17 protein-coding genes and 1 riboswitch are annotated in these 20352 nt (G+C 66.1%); of the genes, 14 read left to right on the top strand and 3 right to left on the bottom strand.

From position 1 onward, the window contains the following. Positions 1-16: 16 nt before the first annotated feature. The 8 genes from AB7E35_RS04045 to AB7E35_RS04010 all read left to right on the top strand — a co-directional run bounded on the left by AB7E35_RS04045 (position 17) and on the right by AB7E35_RS04010 (position 9876). Positions 17-1810 (top strand): nitrite/sulfite reductase, encoded by a 1794-nt coding sequence (locus tag AB7E35_RS04045; RefSeq protein WP_428163220.1) that lies wholly within the window; start codon positions 17-19, stop codon positions 1808-1810. A 42-nt stretch (positions 1811-1852) separates the two neighbouring features. Further along, on the top strand, positions 1853-2284 hold the full coding sequence (locus AB7E35_RS04040) for a DUF934 domain-containing protein (protein ID WP_428163266.1): 432 nt from the start codon (positions 1853-1855) through the stop codon (positions 2282-2284). Next, positions 2281-2922 carry a phosphoadenosine phosphosulfate reductase family protein gene (locus AB7E35_RS04035; protein ID WP_428163221.1) on the top strand — a complete coding sequence of 214 codons (642 nt, stop codon included), beginning with the start codon at positions 2281-2283 and terminating at the stop codon, positions 2920-2922. The genes AB7E35_RS04040 and AB7E35_RS04035 overlap by 4 nt, the downstream gene beginning before the upstream one ends. Positions 2923-2982: 60 nt before the next feature. Then, positions 2983-3915 carry a sulfate adenylyltransferase subunit CysD gene (gene cysD, locus AB7E35_RS04030; protein ID WP_428163222.1) on the top strand — a complete coding sequence of 311 codons (933 nt, stop codon included), beginning with the start codon at positions 2983-2985 and terminating at the stop codon, positions 3913-3915. Continuing rightward, entirely contained in the window at positions 3915-5321 is a 1407-nt protein-coding gene (locus AB7E35_RS04025) for a sulfate adenylyltransferase subunit 1 (protein ID WP_428163223.1), read from the top strand. The genes cysD and AB7E35_RS04025 overlap by 1 nt, the downstream gene beginning before the upstream one ends. Before the next feature lie 102 nt (positions 5322-5423). After that, on the top strand, positions 5424-5747 hold the full coding sequence (gene fdxA, locus AB7E35_RS04020) for a ferredoxin FdxA (RefSeq protein WP_428163224.1): 324 nt from the start codon (positions 5424-5426) through the stop codon (positions 5745-5747). A gap of 30 nt (positions 5748-5777) precedes the next feature. Further along, positions 5778-6845 carry an NAD(P)/FAD-dependent oxidoreductase gene (locus AB7E35_RS04015; RefSeq protein ID WP_428163225.1) on the top strand — a complete coding sequence of 356 codons (1068 nt, stop codon included), beginning with the start codon at positions 5778-5780 and terminating at the stop codon, positions 6843-6845. 187 nt (positions 6846-7032) lie between these two features. After that, positions 7033-9876, top strand: a complete 2844-nt coding sequence (locus tag AB7E35_RS04010) for a bifunctional diguanylate cyclase/phosphodiesterase (RefSeq protein ID WP_428163226.1) — start codon at positions 7033-7035, stop codon at positions 9874-9876. 69 nt (positions 9877-9945) lie between these two features. Here AB7E35_RS04010 and thiD read toward each other — a convergent pair whose 3' ends face one another. Further along, the gene (gene thiD, locus AB7E35_RS04005) at positions 9946-10794 is read right to left on the bottom strand and encodes a bifunctional hydroxymethylpyrimidine kinase/phosphomethylpyrimidine kinase (protein WP_428163227.1); all 849 of its coding nucleotides are present in this window, start codon (positions 10792-10794) and stop codon (positions 9946-9948) included. A 109-nt stretch (positions 10795-10903) separates the two neighbouring features. Then, positions 10904-11010, top strand: a riboswitch (TPP riboswitch). 52 nt (positions 11011-11062) lie between these two features. Here thiD and AB7E35_RS04000 point away from each other — a divergent pair. From AB7E35_RS04000 to AB7E35_RS03985, 4 genes are read left to right on the top strand one after another with little or no spacing between them, the layout of a single operon-like run. Beyond that, complete coding sequence (locus tag AB7E35_RS04000) at positions 11063-12187, top strand: FAD-dependent oxidoreductase (protein ID WP_428163228.1); 1125 nt, start codon at positions 11063-11065, stop codon at positions 12185-12187. Then, positions 12184-12381 carry a sulfur carrier protein ThiS gene (thiS, locus tag AB7E35_RS03995; protein ID WP_428163229.1) on the top strand — a complete coding sequence of 66 codons (198 nt, stop codon included), beginning with the start codon at positions 12184-12186 and terminating at the stop codon, positions 12379-12381. Before AB7E35_RS04000 ends, thiS begins: the two co-directional genes overlap by 4 nt. A 14-nt stretch (positions 12382-12395) precedes the next feature. Beyond that, positions 12396-13208: a thiazole synthase gene (locus AB7E35_RS03990; RefSeq protein ID WP_428163230.1), complete on the top strand. Its 813-nt coding sequence runs from the start codon at positions 12396-12398 to the stop codon at positions 13206-13208. 2 nt (positions 13209-13210) lie between these two features. Beyond that, a complete protein-coding gene (locus AB7E35_RS03985; protein ID WP_428163231.1) occupies positions 13211-14131 on the top strand; it encodes a thiamine phosphate synthase in 921 nt (306 codons plus the stop codon). 190 nt (positions 14132-14321) lie between these two features. Here AB7E35_RS03985 and AB7E35_RS03980 read toward each other — a convergent pair whose 3' ends face one another. Next, positions 14322-16454 (bottom strand): type IV pilus assembly protein FimV, encoded by a 2133-nt coding sequence (locus tag AB7E35_RS03980; protein WP_428167122.1) that lies wholly within the window; start codon positions 16452-16454, stop codon positions 14322-14324. A gap of 84 nt (positions 16455-16538) precedes the next feature. Here AB7E35_RS03980 and AB7E35_RS03975 point away from each other — a divergent pair, with 84 nt between their 5' ends. Beyond that, positions 16539-18059: a 3-hydroxyacyl-CoA dehydrogenase gene (locus tag AB7E35_RS03975; RefSeq protein WP_428163233.1), complete on the top strand. Its 1521-nt coding sequence runs from the start codon at positions 16539-16541 to the stop codon at positions 18057-18059. A 265-nt stretch (positions 18060-18324) separates the two neighbouring features. Then, positions 18325-19137, top strand: a complete 813-nt coding sequence (locus AB7E35_RS03970; RefSeq protein ID WP_428163234.1) for an IclR family transcriptional regulator — start codon at positions 18325-18327, stop codon at positions 19135-19137. 14 nt (positions 19138-19151) lie between these two features. Here the strand turns inward: AB7E35_RS03970 and AB7E35_RS03965 are convergent, their stop codons facing one another. After that, positions 19152-20240, bottom strand: a complete 1089-nt coding sequence (locus AB7E35_RS03965; RefSeq protein ID WP_428163235.1) for a D-alanyl-D-alanine carboxypeptidase family protein — start codon at positions 20238-20240, stop codon at positions 19152-19154. Between the last annotated feature and the right edge of the window lie 112 nt (positions 20241-20352).

Below are 20352 nucleotides of genomic sequence, written 5' to 3'. Positions count from 1 at the left end.
GACCAGAAGCCCGTTCATGTACCAATACACCGATTTCGACCGCCAATTCGTCCTACTGCGCGCGCAGCAGTTCCGCGACCAGCTCGAACGCTGGCAGCGCGGCGAGCTGACCGACGAGCAGTTGCTGCCGCTGCGCCTGCAAAACGGCTGGTACATCCAGCGCTATGCGCCCATGGCGCGCATTGCCGTGCCCTACGGCGAAATCAGCAGCGCCCAGCTGCGCATGCTGGCGCGCATTGCCCGCGACTATGACAAACCCACGCCCGAGCTGCTGGCGCACGCCCAGGCCACGCAAGACCAGTTGCAAGCCGCCCAGCCCGGACTGACGCTGGCCGCTGCGCCTTTGCAGTACGGCTACGGCCACTTCACCACGCGCACCAACGTGCAGTTCAACTGGATCCCCATCACCCAGGCCGCCGAGGTGATGGAGCTGCTGGCCAGCGTGTGCATGCACGGCATCCAGACCAGCGGCAATGCCATCCGCAACATCACTTGCGAGGCCTATGCCGGCATTGCCGAGGACGAAATCGTCGATACGCGCCCCTTTGCAGAAATCCTGCGCCAGTGGAGCACGCTGCACCCCGAGTTCGCCTTCCTGCCGCGCAAGTTCAAGATCGCCTTCAACGGTGCCCACGAAGACCGCGCCGCCACCGGCTGGTATGACGTGGGCCTGCAAGCAGTGAAAAACGCCGCTGGCGAAGTCGGATTCACCGTGAAGGTGGGCGGCGGCATGGGCCGCACCCCCATCATCGGCACCGTGGTGCGCGAGTTTTTGCCCTGGCACCAGCTGCTGAACTACCTGGAAGCCGTCATCCGCGCCTACAACCTGGCTGGTCGGCGCGACAACAAGTACAAGGCACGCATCAAGATCCTGGTCAAGAGCGAAGGCCAGCAGTTCATCGATGCGGTGGAGGCCGAGTACCAGTCCATCGTGGAGCAAGACGGCGCGCCCCACACCATCACCCAGGCTGAACTGGACCGCGTGGCCGCCAGCTTCGTGGTGCCTACGCTGCAGCCCGCCAACCGCACCGCCAATGTCAACCCGCAGGGCCAGCTCTACCAGCGCTGGCTGCAGCAGAACGTGCGTGGCCACCGGCTGGCCGGCATGAAGGCGGTAACCCTGTCATTCAAGCGCGTGGGCTTTGCGCCCGGCGATGCCGACGCCAGCACGCTGGAGGCGCTGGCCCAGCTGGCCGAACAGTTCAGCGCTGGCGAGGCGCGCCTGACGCACGAGCAAAACCTGATGCTGCCCTGGGTGTTCGAGAGCGACCTGCCCGCGCTGTACGAAGCTGCACGCCAGCTGGGCCTGGCCCAGCCCAACATTGGCCTGCTGACCGACATGATTGCCTGCCCGGGCGGCGATTTTTGCGCCCTGGCCAACGCCCGCTCACTGCCCATTGCCGCGGCCATCACCGAGCGCTACCAGGATCTGGACGAGCTGTTCGACATCGGCCCCATCGACCTGCACATGAGCGGCTGCATCAACAGCTGCGGGCACCACCACAGCGGCCACATCGGCATCCTGGGGGTCGATAAGGACGGCAAGGAGTGGTACCAGATCACCCTGGGCGGCTCGGACGGCGCGCAGCTGTCGGGCCCGGCCATTGGCGGCAAGGTGGTGGGCCCCTCGTTCTCGGCAGCCGAAGTGCCGGACGTGATCGAGGCCCTGCTCACGACCTACCGCGCCCAGCGCCATGGCGGCGAGTTCTTCATCGACACGCTGCGCCGCGTGGGCCACGACCCGTTCAAGGCCGCCGCCAATGCCGCACGCCACGCCAGGCAGGCCCTGGAAGAAGCCCTCACCGAATAAGCCGCCAACCACCCGGCCGCCATGAAAACCCGCGAAATTACTATGAAAATAATAGCTGCTAGCGCAGTCAATACAAGCGCTGATGCCCAAAAATTGCTGCAAATCGCCAACGACGCCGATCTGGCCGACCTGGCCGCCAGCGGGGCGCTGCAGGGCGCCGAACGCATCGAGCTGCACTTTCCCAAGTTCACCGATGGGCGCGCCTTCAGCCAGGCCGTGCTGCTGCGCCGGCGCTACGGCTTTACTGGCGACATCCGCGCCACGGGCGACGTGCTGATTGACCAGCTGGTGCAAATGCAGCGCAGCGGCTTCACCAGCGCCGTGCTGGCCGATGGCCAGAACCCCGTGACAGCGCAGCGCCAGCTGGACCGCTACAGCGCGTTCTACCAGGGCGACGCGCTGCAGCCGCGCCCGCTGTTCGCCCGCGACACCGACCGCGACACCGCCCACCAAACGCCCCCGGAGGCCGCATGAGCGCCGCCCACGCCGTCAGCGCCGCCGACCTTGCCCGCGTCAACGCCGAGCACGGCCACGATGCCGCCGCCCTGGTGTCTTGGGCGCTGGGGCTGGGTCAGCGAGCCATCGTCACCACCAACTTCCGGCCTTTCGAGGCCGTGATCCTGCACCTGGTCACGCGCGTGCAACCCAACGTGCCCGTGGTCTGGATGGACAACGGCTACAACACGCCAGCCACCTACCGCTTTGCCGACGCGGTGACCCGCCAGCTGGGCCTCAACCTGAAGATCTACCTGCCGCGCCGCTCGCGCGCCCACCGCGAGGCCGTGGAAGGCCCGACGCCCGCGCTTCATGATCCGCGCCACGCGGCCTTCACCGAAGAGGTGAAGCTCGAGCCCTTCGCCCGCGCCCTGCGCGAGACCGCGCCCCGCGTGTGGTTCACCGCGCTGCGCGCCACCGACACCGCCGTGCGCGCGCAGATGGAGCCCGTCAGCATCAACCCCGACGGGCTGATCAAGGTGGCGCCGCTGCTGCACTGGTCATCCAAGCAGTTGCACGACTACTGTCAACAGCACGGCCTGCCCAACAACTTCGACTACGTGGACCCCACCAAGGGCGAAGACAACCGCGAATGCGGTCTGCACCTGACTCACTAAAACGATAGCTGCCAGCGCTTATTAAATAAGGGCTGGAGCCGAATTTGACTGGACCCCCCCATGAACGCCCGAGTTGACACCCAAGTGCTCAGCCACCTCAGCAACCGCCACCTCGATGCGCTGGAAGAAGAAACCATCTTCATCCTGCGCGAAGTGGCCGCCGCCTTCGAGCGCCCCGCGCTGCTGTTCTCGGGCGGCAAGGACTCGCTGGTCATGCTCAAGTGCGCTGAAAAGGCCTTTGGCGCAGGCCGCCTTCCCTACCCGCTATTGATGATCGACACCGGGCACAACTTCCCGGAAGTGACGGACTTCCGGGACCAGCGCGCCAGGGAACTGGGCGCAGAACTCATCGTGCGCAGCGTCGAGGACAGCATGGCGCGCGGCACCGTGCGCCTGGCGCACCCCGGCGAGAGCCGCAACGTGCACCAGTCGGTCACGCTGCTGGAGGCCATCGAGGAATTGCGCTTTGACGCGCTGATCGGCGGCGCGCGCCGCGACGAAGAAAAAGCCCGCGCCAAGGAACGCATCTTCAGCCACCGCGACAGCTTTGGCCAATGGCAGCCCAAGGCGCAGCGGCCCGAGTTGTGGACGTTGTTCAACACCCGCCTGCAGCCGGGCGAGCACTTTCGCGTGTTCCCCATCAGCAACTGGACCGAGCTGGACGTGTGGCAGTACATCGACCGCGAGGCCATCGCCCTGCCCCGCCTGTATTACGCGCACCCGCGCCAGGTGGTGGAGCGCAAAGGCCTGCTGGTGCCCGTCACGCCGCTGACGCCGCCCAAGGACGGCGAAGTGGTGCAAACGCGCCAGGTGCGCTTTCGCACCGTGGGCGACATCACCTGCACCTGCCCGGTGGAGAGCCCCGCCGCCACGGCTGCCGACATCGTGATCGAGACCCTGGCCGCCAACGTGAGCGAGCGCGGCGCCACGCGCATGGATGACAAGACAAGCGACGCGTCGATGGAAAAGCGCAAGAAAGATGGGTACTTCTGATGACTACCAACACTATCAATTCAATAGCTTCCAGCGCTTATCCAGCAATGAATTCAGGCAAAAACGATCATTATTCTGCACTGAAATTCATCACCTGCGGCAGCGTGGACGACGGCAAGAGCACGCTGATTGGTCGCCTGCTGGTCGATAGCAAAGCCGTGTTGCAAGACCACCTGGCAGGAGTGCAGCGCCAGGGCGAAACCGACCTCGCCCTGCTGACAGACGGCCTGTCTGCCGAGCGCGAACAGGGCATCACCATCGACGTGGCCTATCGCTACTTCGCGACCGAGGAGCGCAAGTTCATCATCGGCGACGCGCCCGGCCACGAGCAGTACACACGCAACATGGTCACCGCCGCCTCGCAGGCCGACGCCGCCGTGGTGCTGGTGGATGCCACCAAGCTCGACTGGCAAAACCCGCAGTTGCAACTGCTGCCGCAAACGCGCCGCCACAGCCTGCTGGTGCATTTGCTGCGCGTGCATTCGCTGGTGTTTGCCGTGAACAAGCTCGACGCCGTGCCCGACCCGCAACGCGCCTTCGCGCACATCGCAGCCGCGCTGGCGCGCTTTGCGCAAGACGCTGGCATCCAGGTGGCCGCCACGGTGCCGGTGTCGGCCCTCAAGGGGTGGAACGTGGTGGATGCCCAACCCGGCTGGTGCGGCTACGCCGGCCCGAGCCTGCTGCAAATTCTGGAGCTGCTGCCCAACACCCCCGCCGACACCGGCCTGCCCCTGGCCTTTCCGGTGCAATGGGTGGAGAAATTCTCGGCATCCAGCGACACCTCGCAGGGTCGCCGCGTGTTCTGGGGCCGCGTGGCTGCGGGCAGCGTGCAGCCGGGCATGCCGGTGCAGATCTTCCCCAGCGGCCAGCTGGCCGGCGTGGCCCAGGTGCTCGATCACACGCGCCGCCCCGTGGACGTGGACACAGGACAGAGTGCAGGCATCGTCCTCGACCGCGAGGTGGATGTGTCGCGCGGCGACTGGATCGTGGCGGCACCGGTGCCCGGCGCGCCCGCCGACGACGACTTCGACACCCCTGCGGCCCAACCCGCCTGGCCCGGCCAGCGCGAGATCAGCGCCACCGTTGCCTGGATGGACAACGAGCCGCTGGTGGCCGGGCGTGCGTACTGGGCGCTGCACGGCCACCGCTGGGTCAAGGCCAAGGTGCGCCGCGTGGTGCACCGCCTGGACATCAACACCCTGGCCGAGGAAGACGCCAGCCAGCTCGAGCCCAACGCCATCGGCCACATCGAGCTGCTGCTGCAAGAGCCCCTGCCGACCGCGCCGTTCGCCCAGGCGCGCGTGCTCGGCTCGCTGATCCTGGTGGACACGGCCAGCCACGCCACGGCAGGCGCCGTGCTGGTGAACACACCGAATGCGCCCGACGCACCCGTGCGCGCGGCTTGATCAACGCCCGTGTTTCCGCGCCGCAGGCAGGGTTGGCCGGCCTGCGGGTACGGCGGCCGGCCTAAAATCGCGGGCTTACCGCAAATCAGAACATCACCTCTCATGACTCACGTCGTCACCGAAAACTGCATCAAGTGCAAATACACCGATTGCGTGGATGTGTGCCCCGTGGACTGCTTCCGCGAAGGCCCCAACTTCCTCGTGATCGACCCCGACGAGTGCATCGACTGCGCCGTGTGCATCCCCGAATGCCCGGCCAACGCCATCTTTGCCGAGGAAGACCTGCCCAGCGATCAGCTGGCTTTCATCAAGCTCAACGCTGAGCTGACGCCCAAGTTCAAGAGCATCACCAAGCGCAAGGCCGCGCTGCCCGACGCCGACGAGTGGAACGGCAAGCCCGGCAAACTGCAGCACCTGGAGCGCTGACAGCCAAGCGGCTGCCCAGGCACACCCCGCATGCCCGCACCGTCCAGCGATCGCCCGCCGCAGGCCGCGCACGCCGTCGTGATCGGCGCGGGGCCGGTGGGTTTGTTCCAGGTGTTTCAGCTGGGACTGCAGGGCATTGCGGCGCATGTGATCGACGCCCTGCCCCATGTGGGCGGCCAGTGCGCCGAGCTGTACGGCGACAAACCCATCTACGACATTCCGGCCCTGAAGGCCTGCACCGGGCATGAGCTGGTGCAGCGCCTGTGCGCGCAGATCGAACCTTTTGCCCCCCGGTTCCACCTGGGCCAGCAAGTGGACGCCGTGCAGCCGCTGCCCGGCGGCGGCTTGATGGTGGGCACCGCACACGGCACGCAATTGCAGGCCTGCGCCGTGTTCATCGCCAGTGGCGTGGGCGCATTCGTGCCGCGTGCGCTCAACTTGCCCGGCCTGCAGGCTTTTGAGGGCGGTCAGTTGCGCTACCACCTTGAAGAAGGCGCCAGCCTGGCCGGCCAGCGCGTGGTGGTGCATGGCGGGGGCGAGGCTGCCGTGCAGCAGGCCATTGCCTGCGCCACAGCCCCCGAGCCGCTGCGCCCCGCAAGCACCACGCTGCAGCACCGCCGCGACGTGTTTGACGCGCCGCCCGCCCTGCTGCAAGAGCTGCAAGCCCTGCGCACGGCAGGCCGCATCCAGATCGCCATCGGCGTGCCCAGCGGCATCGCCGAAGAACAGGGCCGCCTGACAACCCTGGAGCTGACCGCGCCCGATGGCCAGCCGCTCTCCCTGCCGCTGGACTTGCTGCTGGTGCGCCTGGGCCTGGTGCCGCGCCTGGGGCCCATCACCGAATGGGGCCTGCAGCTCGAGCGCAAGCAGCTGGTGGTGGACACGGCCACCTTCGCCACCAGCGTGCCCGGCATCCACGCAGTGGGCGACGCCGTCACCTACCCCGGCAAGCGCAAGCTCATCGTGAGCGGCTTTCACGAAGCCACGCTGGCCGCCTGGGCCTGTGCCGAGCGGCTGGCGGGGCACAGGCTTCCTCTGGAATACACCACCAGCAGCGCACTGCAGCAGCAGCGCCTGGGCGTGCGACCCCAGGCTTGAAACGCACGGAAACTCCAGCACTCGCCCGATTGCCTCCCCCCTTTTTGAGCGCCGCGGTTACCGCCGCCGGGCCGTCGCTGCGCCGTGGGAAAACGCCCATGGAGATTGCGCCACACATGGCGCGACCAGAGAAGCCAGAGGCATAAAATTGTTTTCGTAACATTCATAACAAAAAGGTACAAATCAGATGCACCTCACCGCCAACGAAGCCACCATGCCGCGGCTGCATCTGATCGGCACCCTGGCGCTGGTGCTGGTGGTCACGCTGGCCATGGCGGGGTTTTATTCGTGGCAAAACGAGCGCGAGCAGCGCAGCGCCTTCGAGCGCATCGAAAGCGTCATCACGCGCCAGCAAAATGAGCGGCTTGGCGCCGAGATGCAGTCGGCGATGGACTATCTCGAATTCTTGCGGCTGCGCACCGAAGAGGCGCTGCGCCGCAATGCGGTCGAGCAAGTCGATTCGGCCCTGCAGGTGGCCCAGGCCATCTACGACCACGAAAGCAGCCGCCACCCGCCCAAGCAGGTGCAAAAACTCATCATCGAGACCCTGCGCCCGGTTCGCTTCTTTGACGACCGGGGCTATTTCTTCATCGACGACATGCAGGGCCGCTTTGTGCTGCTGCCCATCGGCCCCGAATGGGAAGGGCGCACCGTCCTGGACAACCGCGACGACCAAGGCACCTACATCATGCGCGGCCTGATCGACGCCGCGCGCCAGCCCCAGGGCACGGGTTTTCACCGCTACCGCTGGTACCGCCCGGATATGCCCTCGGTGATGGCCGACAAGATTGCCTACGTGCGGTATTTCGCGCCGTTCGACTGGCTGATCGGCGCGGGCGACTACCTGTACGAATGGGAGAGGCTGCAGCAAAACATGGCCCTGCAGCGCCTGCGCGCGCTGCGCTTCGGCGCCAGTGGCGCCATCGGTGTGATGGACAGCGACGGCCGCTTGCTGCTCAGCCCGAACGACGCCGCCCTGCAGGGACTGCTGCCCGCCGACGTGCCGCGGGTGCAGCGGCAGGCCCTGGAAAAAATACGGGCTACAGCGCAGGCTGGCGGGGGCATCGTCGAATACGAATGGCCCCGGTCGGGCGAGCACGCGAATGCGCCGCCGGGCCGCAAAACTGCCCTGGTCAGCACCTACGCGCCCTGGGGATGGTCACTGGTGGTGACGATGTTCAACGACGAGCTGCGATCCACCCTGCACACGCTGACCGAGGCCGAACAGCAGGGGCAGGCCCGGCGGCGCATCGAGCTGGCGCTGATGCTGGCTGCGGCCCTCGCACTGGGCCTGGCTGGCTCGTTCGGTTTCTCGCGCTGGTCGCGCCGCCTGTTCACCCGCTATCGCCGCGAGCTTGATCGCGCCCATCAAGACCTGCGCATTGCCGCCACCGCCTTCGAGTCGCAAGAGGGCATCTTCGTCACCGATGTGACCGGCAAGATCCTGCGCGTGAACGGTTCATTCACCCACATCACCGGCTACAGCGCTGACGAGGTCATCGGCCAGACCCCGGCGCTGCTGAAATCCGGCCGCCACGGCCCGGACTTTTATGGCGCCATGCGCTCTGCCCTGGAGGCCACCGGGCAATGGTCGGGCGAGATCTGGAACCGCCGCAAGGACGGCACGATCTTCCCCGAGTGGCTGACGGTTACCGCCGTCAAGAACGACGCGGGCGAGGTCACGCACTACGTCAGCACCCTGACCGACATCACTTTGCGCAAGGCGGCCGAAGAAGAAATCCGCCACCTCGCGTTCTACGACCCGCTCACCCGCCTGCCCAACCGGCGCCTGCTGCTCGACCGCCTGCGCCATGCCTTGCTTACCTGCCGGCGCACGCAGCACCGGGGCGCGCTGATGTTCATCGACCTGGACAACTTCAAGCTGGTCAACGACAGCATGGGCCACGACCGGGGCGACCTGCTGCTGCAGGAGATGGGCCGGCGCCTGGTGGCAACCGTACGCCAGGGCGATACCGTGGCGCGCCTGGGCGGCGACGAGTTCGTGGTGGTGCTGGAAGACCTCAACCCCGAAGACACCGTGGCCGCGCGACAGGCCGAGACAGTGGCCGAGAAAATGCTTCAGTCCCTGGCATCGGCCCTGATGCTGGACGACCAGGAGATTCAAATCTCCTGCAGCATCGGCGTGGTGCTTTTCAATGGCGACAGCACGCGCCCTGAAGACCTGATGAAGCACGCAGACCTGGCCATGTACCAGGCCAAAGAGTCAGGACGCAACGCAGTGCGTTTTTTTGACCCCGAGATGCATGCCGCCGTGGTCAAGCGCATGGCCCTGGAGCAGGATCTGCGCACCGCCATGCAAGACGGCCAGCTGCGCCTGTTCTACCAGCCGCAGGTGAACGAACAAGGCCAGGTCATCGGCGCCGAGTCGCTGGCGCGCTGGCTGCACCCCGAGCGCGGCATGATCTCGCCCGGCGAATTCATCCCGCTGGCCGAAGAATGCGGACTGATCCTGCCCCTGGGCCAGTGGGTGCTGCATACGGCCTGCGAGCAGCTGGCGCGCTGGGCGCGAGAGCCCGGGCGCGAACACCTCACACTGGCCGTCAACGTCAGCGGCCGGCAACTGCACCAAAAGGACTTTGTCACCCAGGTACTGCAGACGCTGGCGCACACCGGCGCGCCGGCGCACCGGCTCAAGCTGGAGCTGACCGAAAGCATGCTGCTGGAACACCCAGAAGACGCCATCAGCAAAATGAAGGCCCTCAAGGAGCACGGCGTGGGCTTCTCGCTAGACGACTTCGGCACGGGCTACTCCTCGCTGGCGCTGCTGCGCCAGTTGCCGCTGGGCCAGCTGAAGATCGACCAGAGCTTTGTGCACAACCTGGTGACGGACCCGCGTGCCGCGGCCATCGTGCGCACCATCGTCACGCTGGCGGACAACCTGGACATGGGCGTAATTGCCGAAGGCGTGGAAACGCATGAACAGCGCGAGCACCTGGCGCGCGGCGGCTGCCACAGCTTCCAGGGCTACCTGTTTGGGCGTCCCGTGCCGATGGAAGAATGGATGCGCTGATACGCTACTGAAATAATAGCTGCCAGCGCATACTCGTAAAGGGCTGAAGCCCAAAAAACATTCCAGCCCCTAAAAGACCCGCTGCACCACCGGAGCATAGCCATGGTTGAGCGGCCCGGGGCCGTGGCCAGTGCGCACGTCGGCCCCGGCGGCAATGGCGCCCAGGATGTACTGGCGCGCCAGTTGCACTGCCCGCACCAGCGGCTGACCCAGCGCCAGGTGCGCCGCAATGGCCGATGACAGGGTGCAGCCCGTGCCGTGGCCGTTGCGGGTGGCGATACGTGCCGACTGCAGATGGTGGCGCTCACCGCCGGGCAGCGCCAGCGCATCCACCACGCGGTCGCCCGGCAGATGGCCTCCCTTGAGCAACACGGCGCGCGCGCCCAGCGCCAGCAGGTCGGACGCGGCCGCGTCCAGCGCGCCTTCGTCGGCAATCGTGCGGCCCAGCAGCCAGCCCGCCTCATCCAGATTGGGGGTGACCACCAAGGCGAGCGGAAATAAATCGCGCACCAGCGTGCCGACAGTCTCCTGGGCAATCAGCCGGTCGCCGCTGGTCGCCACCATGACCGGGTCCAGCACCACATGGGGCAGGCTGTAGCGGCGAATCGCATCGGCCACCACCTGCACCACCTCGGGCGAGTGCAGCATGCCGATCTTGACGGCATCCACGCCAATGTCCTCGACCACGGCATCGATCTGCGCACGCAGCATGTCGGGTGGTATGCCATGGATGCCGGTCACGCCGCGCGTGTTTTGCGCCGTGATGGCGGTGATGGCCGTCATGCCGTAGCAGCCCAGCGCGCAGAAGGTTTTCAGGTCGGCCTGAATGCCGGCGCCGCCGCCGCTGTCCGAGCCCGCAATGGTCAGCACGCGCGCGTAACGCCGGGTGCCGCCGGGCATAGGTGTGTGTTGGTTCATGGCAAAAATTATCGGCCAACATGCCTGCGGGCCGCCGGCACGCCAACCATGCGGGAGCCTGCGCCACGTCAACAACAGGGGCTCGGCCCTTGTGCTGTAATGCCCGCCACGGACGAAACAGGGGTGTCCCCGCTGCAAATCAAGGCGGGCGACTGAGAAATACCCTCTGCACCCGATCCAGGTCATGCTGGCGTGGGGAGTTTCTGCACAGTGGTGTCACGCCCCGGTTTTGTCCTTCTTGTTTGGCTTGCCGGGGCTTTGATACACGATGCATTCCTTTCCCACCCTTCGCTCACCCTCCCACATCACCATCCTCGGCGCGGGCCTCATGGGGCGCCTGCTGGCCGTGGAGCTTGCGCGCCTGGGCCACAAGGTCGAGGTGTTTGAAGCCGGCAGCCCCGATGCAGAAAGCGCCGCCGCCAGGGTGGCCGCGGCCATGCTGGCGCCGCTGGCCGAGTCCGCGGTGACCGAGCCCGGCGTGGTGCGCATGGGCATGCATTCCCTGACCCGCTGGCCCCAGCTGATCGCGCAACTGGCCGCGCCCGTGTACCTGCAGCACAACGGCACGCTGATCCTGTGGCACCGTCAGGACGCGCCCGAAGCCGCGCGCCTGCGCCTGAAGCTGGAGCAGACGCAAGAGCGGATACCGGACTTGCCGCACATGCAGGCCCTGGACAGCGCCGGTGTCGCCACCCTGGAGCCCGCCGTGGCGCAGCGCTTTCACCAGGGCCTGTACCTGCCGGGCGAGGGTCAGCTGGACAACCGCCAGCTGCTGGCCGTGCTGGCCAGCAGCATGCAGCAGCTGGGCGTGGTCACGCACTGGAACAGCGCGCGCGCGCCGGCCGACTTTGCCCCCGGCAGCCCCAGCCAGCCTGACTGGGTGCTGGACTGCCGCGGCCTGGGCGCGCGCGGCCAATGGCCGCAGCTGCGCGGGCTGCGCGGCGAGGTGGTGCGCCTGCATGCCCCCGACGTGACGCTGCAGCGCCCCACGCGGCTGGTGCACCCGCGCTACCCGATCTACATCGCGCCCAAGGAAAACCATGTGTTCGTCATTGGCGCCACCGAGATCGAGTCCGACGACATGTCGCCCGCCAGCGTGCGCTCCACCCTGGAGCTGCTGAGCGCTGCCTACGCCGTGCATCCCGGTTTTGGCGAGGCGCGCATCCTGGAGATTGCCGTGCAGTGCCGCCCCACCCTGCCCGACAACCTGCCCGCCGTGCGCCTGGTGCACGAGCGCGTGCTGGAGGTCAACGGCCTGTACCGCCACGGCTTCATGATCGCGCCGGCCATGCTCGATGTGGTGATGCAGGTGCTGAACACCGGACAATCCGCGCTCGCCCCACAGTTCGACCTTTTGCTGCAGCTCGAGCGCGAAGCTGCGCCACAACCATGAACGTATCCATCAACCAGAAAGCCGTGGACTTGCCCGAGGGCGCCACCGTCGCCGACGCCGTGGCCCATCTGGCGCCCAAGCCCCCATTCGCCGTGGCCGTCAACCTGCAATTTGTGCCCAACGCCCGCTACGCAGCGCACGCGCTGCAGCCCGGCGACCAGATCGAAATCATTGCGCCGGTCACCGGCGGCTGACCCCGAGTTTGCCCATGAACAGTCTTGCATCCCCGTCCGACACACTGGTGCTCTACGGCCAGGCCTTCCAAAGCCGCCTGCTGCTGGGCACCGCCCGCTATCCCTCGCCCGCCGTGCTCGAAGCCGCAGTGCAACGCGCCCGCCCTGCCATGGTCACCGCGTCGCTGCGCCGCCAGGGCAGCAACCCGGCCGAGTCGGGCAGCAGCTTCTGGGAGCTGCTCAAGCGCCTGCAGGTGCCCGTGCTGCCCAACACCGCGGGTTGCCACAGCCTGCAAGAAGCCATCACCACCGCCCACATGGCGCGCGAGGTGTTCGGCACGCCCTGGATCAAGCTGGAGCTGATCGGCGACGACTACACGCTGCAGCCCGACACGCTGAACCTGGTACAGGGCGCCGAGCAACTGATACGCGAAGGCTTTTACGTACTGCCCTATTGCACCGAAGACCTGGTGCTGTGCCAGCGCCTGGTGGACGTGGGCTGCCAGGCCGTCATGCCCTGGGCGGCGCCCATCGGCACCGGCCGCGGCCCCGTCAACCCCTACGGCCTGCAGCTGCTGCGCGAGCGTCTGGATGTACCGCTGCTGGTGGACGCAGGACTGGGCCTGCCGTCGCATGCCTGCCAGGTCATGGAATGGGGTTATGACGGCGTGCTGCTCAACACCGCCGTGGCCCTGGCGACCGACCCCGTGCAGATGGCCGGTGCCTTTGCCGATGCGGTGGCCGCTGGCCGCGCCGCCCGCGTGGCGGGAGCCATGACGCCGCAAGAAGCAGCGCAGCCCAGCACGCCCGTGCTGGGCACGCCCTTCTGGCACCACGCGCAGGACTGAGCATGACGCACATCGCAGCGCCCTTGCCCGGACCGGCCGATATGGAGCACGCCATCCGCCACCACCATGCGGCAGCATTTGCCGACTTTCCCGCCCAGCTGGTGCCGACCACGGACTCGGCAGACCCGGTGTACCGCGCGGCGCTGGCCGCCTGCAGCGCCCTGGGGTTCATCGCCCATGACGCCGATTGCCTGGCCCGTGCATGGGCCGCGCAGACGCTGCGCTTGGGCCGATTCGACCCCGCGCACTGGCCGGACGAACCGGCGGACTTTGGACTGCAGCCAAGGCCCCATGCACGGCCCTTCGCGCCCTGCCCCAGCCGCCTTGGGCTTTACGCGGTGCTGCCCGATGCCCAATGGGTGGGCCGCATGGCGCGTGCCGGCGTGCCTACGGTGCAGCTGCGTTTCAAAAGCGACGACCCCGGCGCCATCGCACGCGAGGTACGCGCGGCGGTTCAGGCAGTGCGAGGCACACCCGCGCTACTGTTCATCAACGACCATTGGCGCGAGGCCATCGACGCCGGCGCCTACGGCGTGCACCTGGGGCAGGAAGACCTGGACGCGCTGCACCCCGAAGATTTGCACGCCCTGCGCGCGTGCGGCCTGCGCCTGGGTGTGAGCACGCATGGCTATGCCGAAATGGTGCGCGCCGATGCCGCCTGCCCCAGCTACATCGCAATGGGTGCGGTGTTCCCCACAACGCTCAAGAAAATGGCCACGGTACCCCAGGGCGTGGCACGGCTGGCGGCCTACACGCGGCTGATGCGCGGCTACCCGCTGGTGGCCATAGGCGGCATCGGCCTGCCACAGTTTGCCCAGGTACTCTCCACAGGCGTGGGATCGATTGCCGTGGTGCGAGCCCTGGTCAATGACAAGCAGCCCGAGGCCGCAGCGGCACAACTGATGGCTGCCTTGAAGCCATAACCGCATCCCGGAACCCAACCCGCGCCGCAGCCGTTCGGGTTGAACCCGGAATACCCATCCGGGCTTGGGCAGAAGCCAGGACAGTTGCGAGGCAGTTTTGAGTCGATGGAGCCGCGCAAAACGCTGACGAAATGCGACGAAGAGTGGCAAAAATCGACGCACCGAAACCGCACCTGCCGGTCAATTCGGATTACGGCCGCTTCTTGTCGATCTGCTGCAGTTCCAAGTCCAGAGCCACCGAGGCATCCGCAGCATCTGGTGCCGTGGCGGGTGCAATTGAAAGGTCAACGGTCAACCGGTGCTGGGGGTCGGACAAATCCAGGTCGAGTGTGTCTTGCGGTGCCTGATTTGCTGCGGGCCGCCGCGCCGGCTCGTCCACAGGCAACTGCAAGTCCAGCGGGCCAAGATCGAACTCGGGCGCTGCCATGGCTGGGGCTGGTTGTTGCACTGTTTGCGCCCGCGGCGTGGTGCGCGCCCGTGGAGGCGGCGCGCCGCGCTGGTGTGCAGGCGTGGTCTGTGCAATGGACTGCAGCAATAGCAAGTCGTCGATGGCGGCCGGATCGAAACGCGCCACGTCGGGGGCCTTGCCACGCAGAAACAGAAAGCCGTCGAGCAAGTCCAGAACCTCGGGCGACGTCCATAAGGCTTCGATCTGCGCCAGCGCCTCGGGGTAGTCCTCCAGACCGTGCCCCCACTGGTGAAACCTGGAAAATTCCGGCACGCGGGTGTTGAACAGTGCGTGAACCTCGTCGCGCAGCTGGTTGAAGCTGTCGGTGCGGCCCAGCACATAAAAAAGGTGCAGAAGGTCTCGGTAAGCCAAAGGCGCGGCCTCGCCCTTCTCGGCGATGCACTTGCGCAGCACCGCAATGGCCTGCTCATGCTCACCGATCGAGGTGAAAAACTCTGCCTGCTGCTGAATGTCGAACATGGCCTCGGCCGGCAATATCTGCAGCGCCTTGGCGCCTGCACCCCAATCTACTGCGCCAGAGTTAACTGCCTGTCGCGCGAACACATCCGGCGTCTGCGCAGGAAAGGTTTCGGCAAAACCTGCAGAGGTTTCAGCAAAAGGTGCCGCCGAGGTCGATGAAGCAGGCGCACCAGAGATTGCCGCATCGGCAGGCTGTGACGGGGCTGGCGCGTCGGGCTCGGCCAGCCAGTCATGCACATCGCCCGAGTGCTGCGGTGCGGCACCAGTGCTGTGAGGCTCGGCGGTGAGCGCAACCGAGTTGCGCCACGCCTCTGCCGCCTCATTGCGCGTACGCAGCAGCAGCCAGGCAATACCCGCCAGCGCCGACAGCAGCAGCCCCGCCAGCGCATACACCAAAGTGGCAGAAAAGCTGCTTGCTTGCACTTGTTCCAGCTTCTGGCGCAATTCGGCCGCCACCGCGCGCTCGGCATCGAGCTGCCTGCGCTGGTCTTGCGCATCGGTCTCCAGCTTTTTCAGACGTTCTTCAAATTGCTGCACATCCGCAACAGGCATGTTGAGTGCCTGCCACAGCGCAGCCGATTCGGCACGCTGGGCATCGGAGGGACGCACCGACATCTGCGGCTGTTCGCGCGTCAGTTGCAATTGGGTTGGTGCATCGCCCCACAAATCCAGCGGCTCCATGACCAGGCGCGGGCTGGAAGTGTCTGCTGCCGCAGTTTTTGCTGCGATTGGCGTTGCGGAGGCGGACGCGGACGCCTTGTTGCGCCCAGCAGCAGCCGCATCGACCGTGCGCGGCTTGCGCGGCACGGCAACGGGCCTGGTGTTGCGGGGCGCGGCCGCCTGCCCCGAATCGACGGCGGAGGCAATAGCGCGCGCGGATGCACGGCGCTGGCGTGCTCGAGCATCGGGCACTGTGCCGCCCGCAGCCGCGCCGGCAACTGCATCAAGGGCCAATGCCCGGTCATCGCGGCTGGGCAGGTTGCTGGCGCCGAGGCGAGACACATCGATGGGAGACTGCGTTTGAGCAGGCACCGCCGTCGGCAGGTCGGCGAGGAAGGTGTAAACACGAGAGACGCGCCCGGTGCAGCCGACGGCCACGGTGGCGGTCAAAATGGGCTCATCGACCGGCACGAAGGCCTGCACGCGTATCAGGGGCGTCCGCCCGCTCTCCATGGGAGTGACATGAACGCGGGTATCAGAAATCGGCGTAGCCCCGGAGACCAGACTCACCGAAATGCAAGAAGCCGACAAGCTGGTATCGGCGTCGGGACGCACCTCGAAAGCGAGATCAATGGTGGACCCCAGTACCACCGTGCCGTGGCTCGCGCCCAGCGACACCGCCTGCGCGCCGCAGGTCGCCGCACCGAGCCAGATGCCCAGAAGTACGTTACGCATATTCACAACCATTTCAGCTTGTTTATTAATTCTGACATAAACATTCCGTAGTCCCACGGCAAACGATACAGGGATAATTTCGCCATGAATCAAGTATTTACATCGATAGGCGTCGTCGGCACAGGCGCCATGGGCCGTGGCATTGCACAGATCGCAGCGCAAGCCGGCAGCAAAGTCCATTTATTCGACACGCACGGCGGCGCTGCTGATGCGGCAAAGTCTCATATCCACCACCAATGGCAGCGGCTGGCAGACAAAGGCCGCCTTGATGCTTCGCTGGTGCCCGGCTTGCACGACCGGCTGGTGCCGGTGGCATCGCTGCATGAGCTGGCGCACTGCGACATGGTGGTGGAGGCCATCGTCGAGCAGCTGGATGCCAAGCAGGATCTGTTGCGGCAGCTCGAATCCATCGTTTCACCCCAGGCGGTACTGGCCAGCAATACCTCGTCGCTGTCGATCACGGCGGTGGCTGCGCCGCTGCAGCACCCGCAGCGCGTGGCAGGCTTTCATTTTTTCAACCCTGTTCCGCTCATGAAGGTGGTGGAGGTGGTAGCCGGGCTGCGCACCGACGCCCGCGTCTGCAATGTGCTGGCCGACTATGCCCGCGCCATGGGCCACACCCCCGTCATGGCGCAGGACACTCCGGGTTTCATCGTCAACCACGCGGGCAGAGGCTTTGGCACCGAGGCCCTGCGCATCGTCAGCGAGGGCGTGGCCGACTTCGCCACCGTGGATCGCATCCTGCGCGACCAGGTGGGTTTCAAGCTTGGGCCTTTCGAACTGCTGGATCTGACGGGGCTGGATGTGTCGCACCCGGTGATGGAGTCCATTTACCGCCAGTATTACGACGAGCCGCGCTTTCGCCCCAACGTCATCACCGCGCAACGCCTGGCCGGCGGTCTGCTGGGCCGCAAGTCGGGCGAGGGCTTTTACCGCTACGTGGATGGTGCGGCCCAGGTGGCGCCAGAGCCGCCGGTGCCCGAAGTCTCCAGCCTGCCCCCGGTGTGGGTGTCCACGCGAGCCGCGCGGCGTGCAGAGCTGTACCAGCTGCTGAAAAACCTGGGCGCAACCATCGAAACAGGCACCTCTGCCTCGGCCAATGCGCTCACGCTGGTCGCCCCGCTGGGTTTTGACGTGACCACCGTCGCCGTGGTGGAACGCCTGGATCCCGCGCGCACCATCGGCATCGACATGCTGATAGACGACGCTGCCACGCGCCGGCGCGTGCTGGCTACCAACCCCGCCACGCGAGCCGACATGCGCGATGCCGCGCACGCGCTGTTCGCGCGCGACGGCAAGGCCGTGAGCGTGATCCGCGACTCAGGCGGCTTTGTCACGCAACGCGTGGTGGCCACCATCGTCAACATCGCGGCCGACATCTGCCAGCAAGGCATCTGCAGCCCCAAGGATCTTGAGACCGCCGTCACACTGGGCCTGGGTTACCCTCTGGGCCCGCTGGCCATGGGCGACCGCTGGGGGCCGACCAACATTCTGGAAGTGCTGTTCAACATGCAGACCGTGTACGGCGACACGCGCTACCGCCCCAGCCCCTGGCTGCGCCGGCGCGGCGCCATCGGCCTGAGCTTGACGCACCGGGAGGACTGAGAGCGGGTGACCGCGCCAGCGCGTCATCACCCGGGCGCAGTGTTCCGTGCTGTCCGAAACATCAGCAACGTCTCTCCGGCCCGCCCCGACGGGGTTGCCAGCACTCGCGACCCCACCCTGCAATCGGGTCAAAAACTGGCAAGACTCGGTGCGCTACGGCCCATGTGCAGTCGACGGCGACGGTCTCCGCCCGTCCGCCGACCGTACTGCGCCGGAAATTTTCGTTACCTAAAATGCAGAGTTTTGAGGAAGCCCTCCCATCGCCATGAAGAAAAGCCATCAGGATGCCCCCGCCAAGCCCAGCGTTCAGGTGCTGGAGCGCATGTTCCAGCTGATCGACGTGCTGGCCTCGCGGGAAGAATCCATCTCTCTCAAGGAAATCAGCGAGAGAACCGGCCTGCATCCGTCCACCGCACACCGTATCCTCAACGACCTGACCATTGGCCGTTTCGTGGATCGCCCTGAGGCCGGCAGCTACCGCCTGGGTATGCGACTGCTGGAGCTGGGCAACCTGGTCAAGGCACGCCTGTCCGTACGCGACGCCGCCATTGCGCCCATGCGCCAGTTGCACAAGCTGATCCAGCAGCCGGTCAATCTCAGCGTTCGCCAGGGTGACGAGATCGTGTATGTCGAGCGCGCCTACAGCGAGCGTTCGGGCATGCAGGTGGTGCGCGCCATCGGCGGGCATGCGCCGCTGCATCTGACATCGACCGGCAAGCTGTTCCTGGCAGCAGATGATCCGCAGCGCGTACGTGCCTACGCCACACGCACCGGATTGCCGGGGCACACACGCAACAGCATCACGCAACTGCCCATCCTGGAGCGTGAACTGGGCAAGGCGCGGCAATACGGAGTGGCGCGCGACAACGAAGAACTCGAGCTAGGCGTGCGCTGCATGGCTGCCGGGGTGTTTGATGACCAGGGGCAGTTGGTGGCCGGGCTGTCCATCTCGGCACCAGCCGATCGCCTCGACGACGGCTGGCTGCCCAAACTGCAGGCAGCCGCCAATGAGATATCGCTGGCACTAGGCTATTCGACCGGCCTGCGCACGGCACTCAACGGGCCGGAGAAAGCCTAGCCATCACAAGGCCGTCAGCTACGGGGCCGCCCGCCGGATGGCAACAATGCGCTACCCCCTGACGGCAGTCGCTCCACCCAGGAACGCACGCGCTCCGCATCGGCCAGACGGCTGAATTTGCCGGCAGAGTCCAGAAACACCATGATCAGCTTGCGCCCAGCCACCTCGGCCTGCATCACCAGGCAACGGCCGGCCTCGGAGATGTAGCCTGTCTTTTGCAGGCCGATATCCCATGCGGGGCTTTTGACGAGCCTATTGGTGTTGTTGTACTGAAGCACCCTTTCACCTACTGCCACCTCATGGCTGGGCGAGGTGGAAAGCTCGCGCAGCAGCGGATCGGCGTGCGCCACGTTGACCAGGGTGGCCAGATCGTGGGCGCTGGACTGATTGCTGCTGGACAGGCCGGTGGGTTCAACGTACCTGGTGTCGGTCATGCCGAGCACCTTGGCCTTGAAATTCATGCGCTGCACAAAAGCATCCATGCCGCCGGGAAAGGTGCGCCCCAGTGCATGGGCCGCACGGTTTTCGCTGGACATCAGCGCCAGGTGCAGCAGTTCGCCGCGCGTCAGCGTGGCGCCCACCCTCAGGCGCGAACTACTACCTTTTTCAGTGTCCACATCGTCCTGGGTGATGGTGATGCTCTCGTTCATGTCCAGGCGTGCCTCGGAGATGATCAGGCCGGTCATGAGTTTGGTCAGCGACGCAATCGGCAGCACGGCGTGGTCATTCTTGCTGAGCAGAACCTCTTTGGTGTCCTGGTCGATCACCAGGGCGACGCTGGATTTGAGATCCAGCGGATCGCTCACCTCGTGCAGCCCCGCCAGCTGGCCGAACGACAACCGCGCCGGTGCAGCCGCAGCGCGCACGGGAGCGCGGGCACTGCGCGCGGCCATGCGGGTCGCCTTGGCAGGCGCCGCTTTGCGGGAAGCCCTCTGTGCCGATTTGGCTTCTGTGCGCTTGGCGACGGCAGAGGCCGCCTGTTTTTTGCTTGCGACCTGCTTGCGCTCGGCAGCATGTAAACCGGGCGACGCCAAGGCAAAGCCAACGGCCATCACGGCCATGGCATAAGAAATACGGGAGACGATGCGAAAACGCATGTGCATCAATTGCTCCAAGCAGCAAAAACTGTGTGACAGTGTATAGAACCCAAAAAAGTCGCGCAAGATCAATATCTTGCACGACTCTTTTAAAAACTGTCTTAATTGTAGTTTGCGT

Origin of the sequence: Diaphorobacter sp. (assembly GCF_050251835.1) — a bacterium.
Taxonomy (GTDB): Bacteria; Pseudomonadota; Gammaproteobacteria; order Burkholderiales; family Burkholderiaceae_C; genus JBFXIE01.
The sequence above is the reverse complement of the archived record's forward strand: the minus strand, read 5'-3'. Positions and strand labels throughout refer to the sequence as shown.